This is a genomic window from Corynebacterium sp. UD i78 (genome assembly GCF_056280545.1).
On the sequence record NZ_JBWCED010000001.1, the window covers coordinates 3,232,175 to 3,245,562 of the forward strand.

15 protein-coding genes and 1 tRNA gene are annotated in these 13,388 nt (G+C 68.5%); 8 read left to right on the forward strand and 8 right to left on the reverse strand.

Annotation, left to right across the window (positions count from 1 at the left end):
• The first annotated feature begins 59 nt into the window (after positions 1-59).
• From rlmB to ACZ9GM_RS15145, 4 genes are all read left to right on the forward strand, one after another.
• The gene (gene rlmB / locus ACZ9GM_RS15130; RefSeq protein WP_476038284.1) at positions 60-1,016 is read left to right on the forward strand and encodes a 23S rRNA (guanosine(2251)-2'-O)-methyltransferase RlmB; all 957 of its coding nucleotides are present in this window, start codon (positions 60-62) and stop codon (positions 1,014-1,016) included.
• Between the two features lie 61 nt (positions 1,017-1,077).
• Complete coding sequence (locus ACZ9GM_RS15135) at positions 1,078-2,208, forward strand: oxidoreductase (RefSeq protein ID WP_073884469.1); 1,131 nt, start codon at positions 1,078-1,080, stop codon at positions 2,206-2,208.
• 78 nt (positions 2,209-2,286) lie between these two features.
• Positions 2,287-2,895, forward strand: a complete 609-nt coding sequence (locus ACZ9GM_RS15140; RefSeq protein WP_291476219.1) for a hypothetical protein — start codon at positions 2,287-2,289, stop codon at positions 2,893-2,895.
• A gap of 68 nt (positions 2,896-2,963) precedes the next feature.
• A complete protein-coding gene (locus ACZ9GM_RS15145; RefSeq protein ID WP_476038285.1) occupies positions 2,964-3,626 on the forward strand; it encodes a hypothetical protein in 663 nt (220 codons plus the stop codon).
• 6 nt (positions 3,627-3,632) lie between these two features.
• Here the strand turns inward: ACZ9GM_RS15145 and ACZ9GM_RS15150 are convergent, their stop codons facing one another.
• The 3 genes from ACZ9GM_RS15150 to ACZ9GM_RS15160 are packed head-to-tail and all read right to left on the reverse strand — an operon-like array spanning position 3,633 to position 6,288.
• A complete protein-coding gene (locus tag ACZ9GM_RS15150; protein ID WP_476038286.1) occupies positions 3,633-4,547 on the reverse strand; it encodes a metal ABC transporter permease in 915 nt (304 codons plus the stop codon).
• Complete coding sequence (locus tag ACZ9GM_RS15155) at positions 4,544-5,248, reverse strand: metal ABC transporter ATP-binding protein (RefSeq protein ID WP_476038287.1); 705 nt, start codon at positions 5,246-5,248, stop codon at positions 4,544-4,546. The genes ACZ9GM_RS15150 and ACZ9GM_RS15155 overlap by 4 nt, the downstream gene beginning before the upstream one ends.
• On the reverse strand, positions 5,245-6,288 hold the full coding sequence (locus ACZ9GM_RS15160) for a metal ABC transporter solute-binding protein, Zn/Mn family (protein ID WP_476038288.1): 1,044 nt from the start codon (positions 6,286-6,288) through the stop codon (positions 5,245-5,247). The genes ACZ9GM_RS15155 and ACZ9GM_RS15160 overlap by 4 nt, the downstream gene beginning before the upstream one ends.
• Positions 6,289-6,486: 198 nt before the next feature.
• Here ACZ9GM_RS15160 and ACZ9GM_RS15165 point away from each other — a divergent pair, with 198 nt between their 5' ends.
• On the forward strand, positions 6,487-6,693 hold the full coding sequence (locus tag ACZ9GM_RS15165) for a hypothetical protein (protein ID WP_476038289.1): 207 nt from the start codon (positions 6,487-6,489) through the stop codon (positions 6,691-6,693).
• 24 nt (positions 6,694-6,717) lie between these two features.
• Entirely contained in the window at positions 6,718-7,893 is a 1,176-nt protein-coding gene (locus ACZ9GM_RS15170) for a LacI family DNA-binding transcriptional regulator (RefSeq protein WP_073884476.1), read from the forward strand.
• On the opposite strand, the gene otsB is transcribed toward ACZ9GM_RS15170, so the two are convergent.
• Genes otsB through thrE form a run of 5 tightly spaced genes read right to left on the reverse strand, consistent with a single transcriptional unit; the run spans position 7,868 to position 12,524 of the window.
• A complete protein-coding gene (otsB, locus tag ACZ9GM_RS15175; RefSeq protein WP_476038290.1) occupies positions 7,868-8,662 on the reverse strand; it encodes a trehalose-phosphatase in 795 nt (264 codons plus the stop codon). The genes ACZ9GM_RS15170 and otsB overlap by 26 nt on opposite strands.
• Before the next feature lie 16 nt (positions 8,663-8,678).
• Positions 8,679-9,134: a hypothetical protein gene (locus tag ACZ9GM_RS15180; protein ID WP_476038291.1), complete on the reverse strand. Its 456-nt coding sequence runs from the start codon at positions 9,132-9,134 to the stop codon at positions 8,679-8,681.
• Positions 9,131-10,669: an alpha,alpha-trehalose-phosphate synthase (UDP-forming) gene (locus ACZ9GM_RS15185; RefSeq protein ID WP_073884479.1), complete on the reverse strand. Its 1,539-nt coding sequence runs from the start codon at positions 10,667-10,669 to the stop codon at positions 9,131-9,133. The genes ACZ9GM_RS15180 and ACZ9GM_RS15185 overlap by 4 nt, the downstream gene beginning before the upstream one ends.
• A gap of 7 nt (positions 10,670-10,676) precedes the next feature.
• On the reverse strand, positions 10,677-11,003 hold the full coding sequence (locus ACZ9GM_RS15190) for a hypothetical protein (protein ID WP_073884480.1): 327 nt from the start codon (positions 11,001-11,003) through the stop codon (positions 10,677-10,679).
• A gap of 45 nt (positions 11,004-11,048) precedes the next feature.
• A complete protein-coding gene (thrE, locus tag ACZ9GM_RS15195) occupies positions 11,049-12,524 on the reverse strand; it encodes a threonine/serine exporter ThrE (RefSeq protein ID WP_291476211.1) in 1,476 nt (491 codons plus the stop codon).
• 153 nt (positions 12,525-12,677) lie between these two features.
• Between thrE and ACZ9GM_RS15200 the strand changes: the two genes are divergently transcribed.
• Together ACZ9GM_RS15200 and ACZ9GM_RS15205 are read left to right on the forward strand one after the other, a co-directional pair.
• Positions 12,678-12,750: transfer RNA gene (locus ACZ9GM_RS15200), tRNA-Thr, on the forward strand.
• 269 nt (positions 12,751-13,019) lie between these two features.
• Positions 13,020-13,388 (forward strand): N-acetyltransferase family protein (locus ACZ9GM_RS15205; protein ID WP_476038292.1); only part of this gene is annotated, 369 nt, incomplete at its 3' end.

A 13,388-nucleotide genomic window follows, 5' to 3' on the forward strand; every position in this document is an offset into this window, starting at 1 on the left:
CGCGTGAGGAACAGATCAGGAATAGAGGTTGACCGGTACAGACCGTTAGGATGGCCCCCATGGCAGGAAACGACAAGCGCCGCGGTGCGGTGCGCAAGACCGAACGCAAGGGATCGACGAAGGGGTCCGGCGGTCAGGTCCGACGGGGGCTCAAGGGCAAGAAGGCCACTCCGAAGGCGGAGGACCGCGTCTACCACGCGAAGTACAAGGCGAAGAAGGCCGCTGAGCGGCGGGATTCCGGACGCCAGGCGAAGAAGGACCCGGACACCACTCCGGAGCTGGTGGTCGGGCGCAACCCGGTCATCGAGTGCCTCCACGCCTACGTCCCCTCGACCGCCCTCTACGTGGCCCTGGGGACCAGCAATGACGACCGGCTCTCCGAGGCCGTGCACACCGCCGCCGAGCGTGGCATCCCGGTGCTCGAGGTCGCCCGCGAGGAGATGGACCGGATGACCGGCAACGGCATGCACCAGGGCATCGGCCTGCAGGTTCCGCCGTACAAGTACGCCACCGACGACGATCTCATCGAGCAGGCGAAGGATTCGGGACGCCCCGGGCTCATCGTCGTGCTCGACAACATCACCGACCCCCGCAACCTCGGCGCGGTCATCCGCTCCGTCGCCGCGTTCGGGGGTCACGGTGTGGTCATCCCGGAGCGTCGTTCGGCCTCCGTGACCGCGGTGACCTGGCGGACCTCCGCCGGTACCGCCGCCCGGCTGCCCGTCGCCCGTGCGACGAACCTGGTGCGCTCACTGAAGAAGTTCCAGCAGTCCGGCTACCAGGTCGTCGGCCTCGACGCCGGTGGCAGCCACACCCTGGACACCTACGACGGCACCGATCCGGTGGTCGTCGTGGTCGGTTCCGAGGGCAAGGGTCTGTCGCGTCTGGTGGGGGAGACCTGCGACGACATCCTCTCGATCCCGATGACCTCGACGGTCGAGTCGCTCAACGCCTCAGTCGCCGCGGGCGTGGTGCTCAGTGAGTTCGCCCGGCAGCGCCGGGTACGGGACCGCTAGGGACACACCTGCGCTGCCACCCCCGGGAATCAACGGCGATCGCGGAGCGTTGCAGCCCGGTATGAGTCACCTCCTCTTCACTCCCGTCACCCTGCCCACGCCCGACGGTCACGGACTGGAGGTGGGAAACCGTGCCTTCGTCGCCCCGATGTGCCAGTACGCCGTGGACGCCACCGACGGTGTGCCCACCGACTGGCACCTCTCGCATCTCGGCGCCCTGGCTGCCGGTGGGTTCGGTCTGGTTGTCGCTGAGGCGACAGGTGTAGAGGCCCGCGGGCGGATTTCTCCGCAGGACCTGGGGTTGTGGGAGGACGGTCAGGTGTCGGCGCATGCACGCCTCGTCGACTTCATCCACGGGCAGGACCGGGTGGCCGGAGTGCAGCTCGCCCACGCCGGCGGCAAGGCGTCCACCTGGCCGATGCTCCCCGGGTTCTCCGATGTGACGGTGCCTGCCGCCGAGGGTGGCTGGCAGACCGTCAGCGCCGTCGACGGCCCGGTGCTCCCGGACCTCGACGCTGCCGCGGGGTTGACCGAGGATGGCATCGCGCAGGTCGTGGCGTCCTTCGCGGAGGCGGCGCGTCGGGCGGACGCCGCGGGCTATGACGTGGTGCAGATCCACGCGGCCCACGGGTACCTGGTCCATCAGTTCCTCTCACCGCTGACGAACACCCGTACCGACGGCTACGGCGGGGACCTCGACGGGCGCTCCCGGCTGCTGCGTGAGATCGTGGCGGCGGTCCGTGAGGTGTGGCCTGACTCGAAGCCGCTCGGTGTCCGGGTCTCCGGCACTGACTGGGTCGACGACGGACTGCAGGTCGGCGAGGTGGCGTCCGTGCTGCGTGATCTGGTGGATGCGGGACAGATCAGCTGGATCGACGTCTCCTCCGGTGGCCTCACCGATGGCTCGACCATTCCGGTCGGCCCCGGCTACCAGGTGCCGCTGGCCGTCTCCGTCACGGATACCCTGGCCGAGGCGGGTCTCGGGCAGGATGCCGCGGTCGTCTCCGCCGTGGGACTCATCGAGGACGCACTGCAGGCGGAGACGGTGCTGGCCACCGGACAGGCCCACGCGGTCTCCATCGGTCGTGCGGCGCTGGTCAACCCGCACTGGGCTGCGCAGGCCGCCGCTGAGCTGCGTGTTCCGCGGTCTGAGCTGCCACATGCCCCGCAGTTCTTCCGCGCGAGGTTCTGACAGCGACTCCGGGCCGGGGGTAGAGAAGGGGAGTGAACGATAGGTAAAACAGGGAGACCTCCAGGAAAGGGGTCCCTCATGTTCACCAGAGCGTTCGGCCGGAGTACGGTCCTCGCCGGCGCGGTCCTGTTCGCGGCGGCACTGTCCGCATGCTCGGACGACGGCTCGGACGCCGATGCCTCGACGAGTGCGACCACGTCCGGTACCGCTGCGTCAACGACGTCAGCTACGTCCTCTGTACCGTCCGATGCGGACCAGGGGAGCACCGGTGGCTCCGACGGCATTGCTGTGGGGGAACCGACGCCCGGTGGTGGCTCCGGAGATGACGGCGGTGACGGGGGCGACGGAAGTGACGGGGGCGGTGGCCCGGTGGACGACCGGTGTTCCGTCGAGGCGCTCCAGCAGGCCTACGGGGGAGAGGTGACGCAGGTAGGCAGTGTCGGCTACTGCGACGGAGACTGGGCGGTCTCCGGAAACGCGCCGAACTACCTCAACCAGCCGTTCATGCACCGGGAACACGGCTGGGTCGTCTTCGTCGCCGACAGCTCGAACCCCGGCGTCGGTCACGAATGTTACACCGCCGACTACCTCGACCAGCTCGGGGTGCCGGATGAAGCGCGGTCACTGCTGACAGCCTGCTACGCCCCGGAACCGTCCGGGACGATCACCGCCACGCCGCAGGAATGACACCGGGGGTGATGCACGGGAGGGCGTGCTGACGATGGTCAGGACGAGAGCAGCTGAAGGAGGCTGTCATGTCCACCACATCCGGCACAAACCCAGCTCCGGCGACGACGGGCAGCACCACAGGAGCAGGAACCGGGGGCGGTGGCGGCAACGGAGGCGACGGGGACCCCGTCGATGACCGCTGCAGCCTCGAGGCACTGTCCCAGGCCTACGGCGACGGTCCCGGAGACATCGTCGGGGTCGCGCACTGTGACGGGGACTGGGCCGTCTCCCAGGGCAGTGATGATTCCCTCAACCGCGTCTTCATGCACCGTGACCACGGCTGGATCGGCTTCGCCGCAGACAGTATGAACCCCACTACCGGCACCGCGTGCTACTCCACAGACCGGCTGCAGCAGGTCGGTGTGCCGGCCGGTGTCCGGGCACTGCTGCCCTGGTGCGACCGGGGTCAGCCGTCCGAGCCCTGTTCCATCGACGCCCTGCACCGCACCGGGGGCACCGGGGACCTCGACACCCTCATCTGGTGCGACGGGTTGTGGATGCGCGCCGGGCAGGGGCAGACGGACAACGTCCGCACCTTCAACCTCGGCGGCCACCTGTGGCGGGACTTCCCCGCAGACGGCGCCTCGGAGGCCACCGGCTACCCCTGCTACACGCAGGGACGGCTCGACCGTGAGGATGTTCCCGCTGGACCGCGCGCCTACCTCATGGTCTGCGAGGACGCCCGGTGAGCAGGCTCAGTGATGGTGCGAGCCGGCGCCGGGCTCCGCCTCGGCGGGCTCCGGCGGAAGGTCAGCGGAGTCCCGGGTGGCGTCCCGTGAGGTGTCCCGTGAGGTGTCCCGGGAGACACGGCGTCCCCGTAGGTGGCCGATGATGCGGCACACCAGGTAGATCGCGAAACTGATCGAGGTGACGAAGGGGCTCACCGGCAGTCCCGGCCCCAGTGACAGCACCAGTCCACCGGCGGCGGAGACCACCGCGAAGCACGCCGAGAGCACCACGGCCAGGGCCGGATTCGCGGTCACTTTCACCGCGGCGGCACCCGGGGTGATGAGCAGTGCGAGCAGCAACAGCGCACCGACGATCTGCACACCCTGCGAGGCGACCACGCCGATGATCACGGCGAAGACCGCGGCGAGGAGCTTCACCTTCACACCGGACGCCGCGGCGAGCACCGGGTCGACCGTGGAGAACAGCAGTGGCCGCCACAGCACCCCGACGACCACGACGACGACCGCGGTGACCACGGCCAGCGTCCCCAATGATGCCCCGGACACCCCGACGATCTGTCCGGTGAGCAGGGCGTAGGCCTCGGAAGTGCGCCCCGGGTAGAGGTAGATGAACAACACGGACAGGCCCATGCCGAAGGCGAGGACGACGCCGGTGGTGGAATCCTGCTCGCGCATGCCGAGCAGGGCCAGGACCAGGGACGCCAGGACCGCGCCCGCCACCGCACCGACCGTCACGCTGACACCGAGCAGCAGTGCGGCAGCCGCACCCATCAGCGCCAGCTCGCCGGTGGCGTGGGCCGCGAAACTCATCTTGCGCATGACGATGAGCGGGGCGACGGCACCGGAGACGATCCCGAGCAGCAGTGACGCCCACAGGGCGTTCTGCACGAAATCGACCTGGAGAAGATCCCAGGTACTCACACGACCACCAGCTTCCCGTTGACCTCGGCGACCTCGACCCGGGTACCGTACAGCGCCGACAGGACGTCGCTGCGCATGACCTCCCCGACAGTGCCGGTGATGTGGTCGTTCGGGCCCAGGTAGAGGATCCGGTCGGTGACGTCGAGGACCGGGTTGACGGAGTGGGTGACGAAGACGACGGCCGTGTCGTGCTCGCGGCGCCGACGGTCGAGCAGGTCGACGGCGGCACGCTGGGTGCGCAGGTCGAGGCTGAGCAGCGGCTCGTCACAGAGCAGGAGCTCCGGATCACCGGCCAGCGCCTGGGCCTGGCGCACCAGCTGCTGCTGACCACCGGACAGCGTGCCGACCCGGCGGTCGGCCAGCCCCGCGGCACCGACCTGGTCCAGCGCCTCGTTGACCACGAAACGGGAGGGGCGCCGGTTCCGCCACGTCCCGTGGCCGATGGACAGTCCGACGAGGTCACGGACACGGACCGGCAGATCCGGGTCGACCATGCGCTGCTGGGGGATGTAGCCGATGCGATCCGGGGCGTCGACCCGGCCCGCGGTGAGTCTCCGGGTGCCGAGGACGGTCCCGAGCAGCGTCGACTTGCCGACGCCGTTGGGTCCCAGCACGGTGAGGAACTCGCCGGGTTCCACGGCGAGGTCGAGGTGACTCCACAGTGGATCGACCGCGGCGTCGGTGAAGGTCAGGACGCTCACGCGGCGTCCTCTGCCTCATCGTCGGCGCCGGCGGTCTTCTCAGTGGCCTTCTCCAGGTCGGAGACGACCTTGTCGAGGTAGTCCATGTAGCTCTGATTGTTGTCCGGGGACTCGTTGACGTTGATCACGGCATCGATCTTCGTGAGACCGGCGTCCTCCGCGGCATTGACGAGCTGGGTGGACCCGGCGGTCTGTGACTGGGAGTTGGTGACGAGGACATCCACCCCACCGTCGGCGACGAGGTCGCGGGCGGCGGCGAGGTCGGCGGCGGAGGGCTCGGACTCGGTGAGTACGGCGTCCGCGAAACCCTCGGGGGTGACGTCGGTCAGCGCGGTGCCGGCGATGAGGTCGAGGGCGACAGGCTCGGTGAACAGCAGCTTCGCGGCAGGCAGCTTGTCGAGGCGTGCGGACACCTCGTCGAGGTCCTCGGTCACACCGGTGGCGGAGTCAGGGAAGGACTCGTCGACGCTGTGCAGGTAGGACGCCAGGTTGTCGGCGAACTCGCGGACGGTGTCCAGGTTGAACCAGACGTGAGGGTTGGTGTCGCCGTGATCGTGATCGTGGTCGGCGTCCTCGTCGGTACCGTGGTCGTGGTCGTGGTCGTGCGCCTCGCCGGGCTCGGCGGCGGTGATGACCTCGGCGTCGGAGGCGGCGTTGTCGGTGAGCCAGTTGTCGTAGCCGGCTCCGTTGCCGAGGACGACGTCGGCGTCCCGGATGTCGGCGATGTCACGGGCCGTGGCCTCGTACTCGTGCGGATCGCCGTCGGTGCCGGAGAGGATGGTCGAGACCGAGACATCGAGAGTGGATCCGGCATCGGTGGCGTCGTCCACGACCTGTTCAGCGATCGAGCCCCACACGGTGGTGGAGGCGACGATCTTCAGGTCGGCATTGTCCGCGTCGGCGTCGGTGGAGCCGCCGGAACAGGAGGTGATACCGAGAGCCAGGGTGACGGCGGCGGCGCCGGCGAGAGTGGCGCGCAGAGTGCGCTGGGTGCGCTGGGTGTGCTGGGTGCGGCGCGGAGCGAGGCGGGGGCTTCTCATGGTGAGCCAACCTAGTTGTTGTTGAGAATGATTGTCAATTGGGACAGAGTCGGGGACTGTGTCCTGCTAGGATCGCCTGGCAGGGGCCCGGATGGTTGGTTTGACAACCTCTGACCGACCGTTCGGGTCGGACCTGGAACGGATCAGTGGATGACCAGAGGATGACCAGAGGATGACCAGAGGATGTGGAGGCGCAGAATGTTCCGCAGCATCCTCGACATGGGCCGGGAGGGGGCGGATCCGGAGAACATCGGTCCACCCGACCGGCGCCGGGAGGCATCACTGGGAGCATGGCCCCTCGTGGTCCTGGTGCTCCTCTCAACCGGTGTGGTGGCGGTCTGCCCGGGGGCCCGGAAGCTGACCATGTGGCTCTTCGCCGACGCAGCGGGACTGCCGCCGAACTGACCTACCCCGGTACAGTGGTCATCTGTGAACCGAACAAGTGGGCAGAACGGCGCGTCCCGGCAGGGCCGTCAGGGCAGACGCGGCACTCTCGCATCCATCGCCGCCGAGCTCGGCGTGTCCCGGACCACCGTGTCCAATGCCTATAACCGCCCCGAGCAGCTGTCCGCTGACCTGCGTGAGAAGATCCTGCGCACCGCCGAGGCCATGGGCTACGCCGGACCTGACCCGATGGCACGGTCGCTGCGGACCCGTCACGCCGGCGCGATCGGCGTCCTGCTCACCGACGACATGACCTACGCCTTCGAGGACCAGGCGTCCCTGGAGTTCATGTCCGGCATCTCCGAGGCGTGCGTAGGCATGGACACCTCCATGCTGCTGATCCCCGCCGGTGCGGAGACCAGTGAGGAGGACCGGCCCGCGAGCCTGGTCAACCAGGCCGTCGTCGACGGATTCATCGTCTACTCCGTCGCCTCCGACGATCCCTTCCTCACCTCCGTCACGGCACGCAGCATCCCCACGGTCATCTGTGACCAGCCCGCCGACGACCACGGGGTGAACTTCGTCGGCATCGACGACGCCCGTGCGATCCGTCCGGCCGCCCAGGCGCTGGTGGACGCCGGCCACACCCGCATCGGCATCCTCTGCATCCGACTGGACCGCGTCCCCAACAACGGCCCCGTCTCCGCGGAACGTCTCGCGGGTGCACACCTGCATGTCCAGCGCGACCGCGTGACCGGCGCCCTCGGCGTCCTGGAGGACGCCGGGATCGACCGGTCCACCGTGCCGGTCATCGAACGACACCTCAACACCCCGGAGACCAGCGCCTCGGCCGCCGCCGAACTCCTGGAGAACCACCCCGACCTCACCGCCGTGATCTGTACGACGGACTCGATGGCCCTCGGCGTGCTGGACTACGCCGAGCGGATGGGCATCAGCATCCCGGACGACGTCTCCGTCACCGGCTTCGACGGTATCCCCCGCGCTCTCGACCGGGGACTGTCGACCGTCGTGCAGCCCAACCGGGAGAAGGGCTTCACCAGCGGCAACGTCCTCGCCGCCCTGATCCGGCGCCGCGAGGCCGCGCTGCGCCCCAGTCACCGGCGGACCGAGGCGGACACCTCCTGGTCTGAGCCGGACGGGCGCATTGTGCTGGCGACCCACTGGCACGAGGGAGTCACTGTCGCGCCGCCGCGATCCTGAGCAGCACCTCGGCGACTTCCCGCGTGTCCGCCACCCGGCGGGACGCCGCGGTCTCACCCTCGCCGACCTTCACTCCGAGATCCTGGGGCCGCAGGATCTTCAGTGCGGTCTCGTCGGTGGTGTCGTCGCCCATGAACAGCACCATGTCCGGCACAGTCGCGCCGATGAACCACTCCAGGTAGCGGCCCTTGGTCATGTCGGTCACCGCGATCTCGAGGATGTCCTTGCCGTCGGTGAGGTGCACCCCCTCCAACTGCCCGACAGCCTCCCGCAGCTCCGCCATCGCCGCCTCGGCGACCGGACGGTTGAGCGTTCCCCGGCAGTGCAGACTGCGGGAGAAGGGCTTGTACTCCACCCAGAGCCTGTCCTCCCGGGTGGCGTAGTCCTCGGCGAGTGCGGTAACGCGGTCCAGGAGGTCCTTCTGCTCCGAGGTGAGGACATCGGCGGCACCGTCGGAATCCGCGTCCGCCTCGGCCGGCTCTGCGCCGTGGGATCCGACCAGGCGCACATCATCCGGTCCCGGGGTGGCGACCGGCCCGTACGGCGTGATGATCTGCAGCTGCTTCAGGTCACGTCCGGACAGCAGCATCACGGTCGTGTCCGGGAGCGTCCGCAATGTCTCGACCGCTGTCGCCGACTCCGGCACCAGCCGGACGGACAGCGGGTCCGTGGAGAATCCGGCGAGGGTGCCGTCGACGTCGAGGGCGAGCAGGAGGGAACCGGCGGATGCCAGGGCGTCGATGTCGGCGTCGGAGACAGGAGAAGTCATGGGCACCAGCATAGCGTCACCCGGAGAAGGTGATGCCGTTCTCCGGGGCGTCCGTGACCCACAGCCGGAAATCGCGCAGGGCGTTGCTGTCGTCGAAACGCCAGCGCAGTTCAGGTGTCTCCAGAAGTCCGGTGAGTTGCCCGGCCAGGTACTCGTCGCCGGGGCGGCAGTCGTCGTCGGTGCGGGTGTCGGTGTCGGAGAAGGTCACCGTCGCGTCGTCTCCCGATCCGTTCCAGTCCACCGAGCCGGTGATCTGTTCGCAGCCGACGGTGGCGGTGAAGGTGTCCGCTCCGGCGGCGAAAGAGGTGCGGGCCTGGGTCGCGACGTCCGTCCCGGCGTCCCCTACGGCAGTGATCTGCCAGCGGACATTGACGACGTCGTCGGGTGCGTCATCGGAGCCGCAGGCGGCCAGCGCGAGCAGCCCCGCCACCGCGGTCGTACCGGCGAGCGTCCGGCGGACGGCCGTTCTCACTTCACGTCCGCCAGGGTCTTGAGGAAGCGGCGAGCCCAGGTGTGGACGTCGTGGGCGCGCACCTCGTCCCACATCGAGGTCATCCGCTCACGGCGGTCGTCCTCCGGCGACTCGATCGCCTTCATGATGGCGTTCGCCGTCGACTCCACATCATAGGGGTTGCACAGGTATCCCTCGGTGAGCTGCGTGGCGGCACCGGTGAACTCGGAGAGCACCAGCGCGCCCGAGCCGTCGGAGTGGGAGGCGACGTACTCCTTCGCCACCAGGTTCATGCCGTCCTTCAGTGCGGTGACCAGCATGACGTCGGCCGCCGCGTACAGTGCCACGACCTCGTCGAAGGGCAGGCTGGCGTGCGTGTAGTGCACCACCGTGTGGCCCAGACTGCCGTGGCGTCCGTTGATCCGCGAGACCGCCAGCTCCACGTCGTTGCGGGTCCGCTGGTACGAGTCGATCCGCTCCCGCGAGGGGGTGGCGACCTGGATCAGGCAGACATTGTCCGCATCCAACTGGCCGCGGTCGAGCAACTGCTCCAGGGCCTTGAGCCGCTGCAGGATGCCCTTCGTGTAGTCCAGCCGGTCCACGCCGGCCAGCAGGATCCCGGGCGAGCCGACCCGGCGTCGCAGGGCGGACGCCGCGGCGATGGTCTCCGGGGTGGACGCCTTCTCCGCCACGCCCGCGGAGTCGATGGAGATCGGGAAGACCCCCACCTGCACATCGCGGACGGAACCGTCCGGGTCCTGGACATGGACCGTGCCGGCCACGGCGTCCCGGCGGGGCAGTCGCGCGCCACGGATGTAGGAGACACCCTCCTCGTCAGTGCCTGCGGCGCCGGTGTCGGCGCCGCAGGCGTCGCCCGTGCCGACCTTCGCGAAGGAGACGTCCGCGCCGAGCGCGCGCAGGGTGTACAGGAAGTTCCACGCCGAGTCCGGGGTGTGGAAACCGATGAGATCGGAGCCCAGCGTCCCGAGCAGGACGTCCCAGCGCCACGGGAGCTGACGGAACAGTTCCGGGGTGGGGAAAGGGATGTGCAGGAAGAACCCGATCCTCAGATCAGGACGCAGCTCCCGCAGCATGCCGGGCACCAGGTGGAGCTGGTAGTCCTGTACCCACACAGTCGCGCCCTCGGCGGCGGCCTCGGAGGCAGCCTCGGCGAAGCGCCGGTTGACCGTCACATAGGAACGCCACCAGGACCGGTGGAACTCCGGGTGGACGATGACGTCGTGGTACAGCGGCCAGAGGGTGTCATTGGAGAATCCCTCGTAGTAGGTCGTGAACTCCTCCGCCGACATGTTCACCGGCAGGAGGCTGATGGCCCCCTCCGGCATGTCCGAGACGTGGATCTCCTCGTCGGGGGTGTCCGCCGTGGTACCGGGCCACCCGACCCAGCAGCCCTGCGAACTCTCGAGCACCGGACGCAGTGCGGTGACAAGGCCACCGGGGCTGGTCGTCCAGACGGTCTCGCCGTTGCGGTCCGTGGTCCGGTCCACCGGGAGGCGGTTGGCGACCACGACCATGTCGCTGGGGGTGACGGCCATGTGGGTATCAGTCCTTGTCGGCGGTCTTCTTGGCGGCGGCCTTCTTGGTCGTCTTCTTCGCCGCGGCCTTCTTCGTGGTCTTCTTGGCGGCGGCCTTCTTCGTCGACTTCTTCCGGCTCTTCTTCTCCGGCTCCGGCTCGGCGAACTCGGCGGCGACCTTGCGGTGGATCAGCCCCTCCGGCTCGACACCCAGCATGCACATCAGGGTGGCGGCGTCGAGATGGTCCTTGGCGTAGGTGGCGACGATCCGCTGGGCTGCGGCGGCGGTGTCCCCCTCCACGGTGTGCAGGGATTCTGCGCTGGTGGTCTGGTTGTCGGTGACCTTCGGCGGCACTGGTGCTCCCTCTAGAGATGATCGTGCGGTTGCAAGGCTCCCATCTTACCTGCGACGTCGGCGGCCCGCACGTTCCACCCGGAGTTTCCAGTGCCGCGGCGCACGGCGTGCACGGGGCCGTCGCAGACCCAGGTCGCGGTGCAGGATCCGGGGTTTACGCAGGCGTCGGGCGATCCACTCGCCGAAGGTCACACCGGCCGCCAGGGCGGTCGCCGTGGCCAGGGCGATACCGAGACTGGACAGGCCCAGGACCAGCTGGTCGGAGAGCAGCGAGTACATGCCGCGGTAGAGCGACAGACCCGGCAGTAGCGGGGTGATGCCCGCGATAGCGGTGATCTGCGGGGGAATGAGGAAGCGGCGGGAGAGCAGACCGCCGGCCAGGCCGATGAGCACGGCGACCGCCCCGACGGCGGTCACCGAATCCATCCCGATGAGCGGCATCGCCAACTGGTGGAAGGTGAAGACGACGAAGGTGGTGAATGTCGCGACGATGAGAGCGCGACGGTCGCAGAACTCGGCGATACAGAAGAACATCGCCGCACCGACGCCACCGAGAATCCGTAGCGCCACCCCGCTCACACCGCCGAGGTCCGAGGTGGAGGTGTCCAACGGAGGCAGCGTCATTCCCAGGCGGCTCATCAACTGGATACCGATCGCCACACCGGCGATGATGCCGCCGGTCATGAGGACGGTCTCGAAGAACCGGGCCGACGCAGTCACCGGCGCACCTGTCACCCCGTCCTGCAGTGCCTGGACCAGCGTCAGGCCGGCGAGCATGGCGACGATACAGGATGCGATGACGATCGACGGCGAGACATGGACGTGCAGGTCCCGGGCGAAACTGTAGGTCAGGGCCGCGGGGATCGTCGCGATGACGCCGCCGATGAGGTTCTGGAAGAACAGCGGCAGTCGCTTCCCGCTGAGCCAGAGGGTCACCGACATGATGATGGTGGTGGTGACCAGTGCGATCAGTGAAATTACGGGTCCGCCGCCGAGGAGCAGTCCGACGGAGCCGGCGAAGCCGCCCCAGGCCGGGGGGATCCAGCGCATCCGGTAGGGCAGCGGACGCCGTTCGAGCTCCGTGACGATGTCGGTGGCCATCTCCACCGGGGTGGCGCCGTTGACGATGGAGCGGATCAGACGGTCAACCTCGGTCAGCCGGGAGAAGTCAGTGTTCAACGCGTTGACGACCCGGAAGGTGATGACCGGAGGATCGGAGTGGTCCGTGGTGCGGGTGTAGATCGTGATCGTGTTCAGTGTGATGTCCACATGGCAGCCGTAGAGGCCGTAGGACGAGGTCACGGCGAGGATCTGCGCCTTGGTGTCCGAGTTGCCGGTACCGGAGGAGAGCAGGAGGTCACCGATCCGGGCGGCGACGTCGGTGACGCGGTGGATGGCCAGGGGGTCGGTGAGATCCACCGGCGCCAGCGGCGAGGGTGGCGGCGCCATGCGGATCGTGTCGATGGTCGACCGGTTTCCGCCGAAGAGCAGGTCGGATGCCCGGTGCCGCAGATTCGTCATCTGTGTTCGCGTCCGTGTCGCGATGCCACCCATGAGACGTTTCCCTCCGACGTCGGTTCTGTCAGTCGTCACCCTACGACACTGCAGGACAGTGGGCGAAACCGCGGATCGGCGCCGGGCCTGATAGAGTCTCCGGCGGTGTATTTCACGCCCGCTGGAGTGGCGCAATCGGTAGCGCAACGGTCTTGTAAACCGTAGGTTGCGAGTTCAAGTCTCGTCTCCAGCTCTCTGACCAGGTAAAACCCGGTTCAAGTTCCAGACTTGGACCGGGTTCGGTTGTTGCGGCGTTCCCGGGATCCGGAGGACGCCGAACTGCCGGAGCTTCCCGAGGTACCGCTGCGGCCCCTGCCACCCGAGGATCCGGTACCGCTGAGGGGCGGGTCCACCGCCGGTCCGGCCGGGGAGTCCGCGGTGGCGCCAGCAGAGGAGACGGTCATGGTGGCGACCACTGCGCCGACGACCGTGCCGCCCCTGGATGGTGGATATACTTCGTCTGTGACCGACAACAGCATCAGTGTCCGTGATACCTGCGACACGGACCTCCCCGCCATCACCGAGATCTACAACGACGCGGTCGTCAACACGGTCGCCGTGTGGAACGACGACACCGTCGATGTCGACAACCGTCGCGACTGGCTCCGCGCGCACCGGGTGCCCGGCACGGTCGCGCTCACCGCCGTCGACGCCGGAGATCGTGTCCTCGGCTACGCCACCTACGGGGACTTCCGGAGCTACGACGGGTTCCGCGACACCGTCGAGAACTCGGTCTACGTCTCCTCGGACGCGCGTACCGGTGGCGTCGGTACCGCGCTGATGACCGAACTCCTCATCCGTGCGAGGGCTGAGGGCAAGCACGTCATGGTC

Excerpts from the sequence above, each read along its gene's own strand:
- thrE (WP_291476211.1), bottom strand. The coding sequence starts at position 12,524 with ATGACGAATCTGCGGCACCGGGCATCCGACCTGCTCTTCGGCGGAAAC.
- ACZ9GM_RS15140 (WP_291476219.1), top strand. The coding sequence starts at position 2,287 with ATGTTCACCAGAGCGTTCGGCCGGAGTACGGTCCTCGCCGGCGCGGTC.
- ACZ9GM_RS15135 (WP_073884469.1), top strand. The coding sequence starts at position 1,078 with ATGAGTCACCTCCTCTTCACTCCCGTCACCCTGCCCACGCCCGACGGT.
- ACZ9GM_RS15160 (WP_476038288.1), bottom strand. The coding sequence starts at position 6,288 with ATGAGAAGCCCCCGCCTCGCTCCGCGCCGCACCCAGCACACCCAGCGC.
- rlmB (WP_476038284.1), top strand. The coding sequence starts at position 60 with ATGGCAGGAAACGACAAGCGCCGCGGTGCGGTGCGCAAGACCGAACGC.
- ACZ9GM_RS15145 (WP_476038285.1), top strand. The coding sequence starts at position 2,964 with ATGTCCACCACATCCGGCACAAACCCAGCTCCGGCGACGACGGGCAGC.
- ACZ9GM_RS15185 (WP_073884479.1), bottom strand. The coding sequence starts at position 10,669 with ATGGCCGTCACCCCCAGCGACATGGTCGTGGTCGCCAACCGCCTCCCG.
- ACZ9GM_RS15165 (WP_476038289.1), top strand. The coding sequence starts at position 6,487 with ATGTTCCGCAGCATCCTCGACATGGGCCGGGAGGGGGCGGATCCGGAG.
- otsB (WP_476038290.1), bottom strand. The coding sequence starts at position 8,662 with ATGACTTCTCCTGTCTCCGACGCCGACATCGACGCCCTGGCATCCGCC.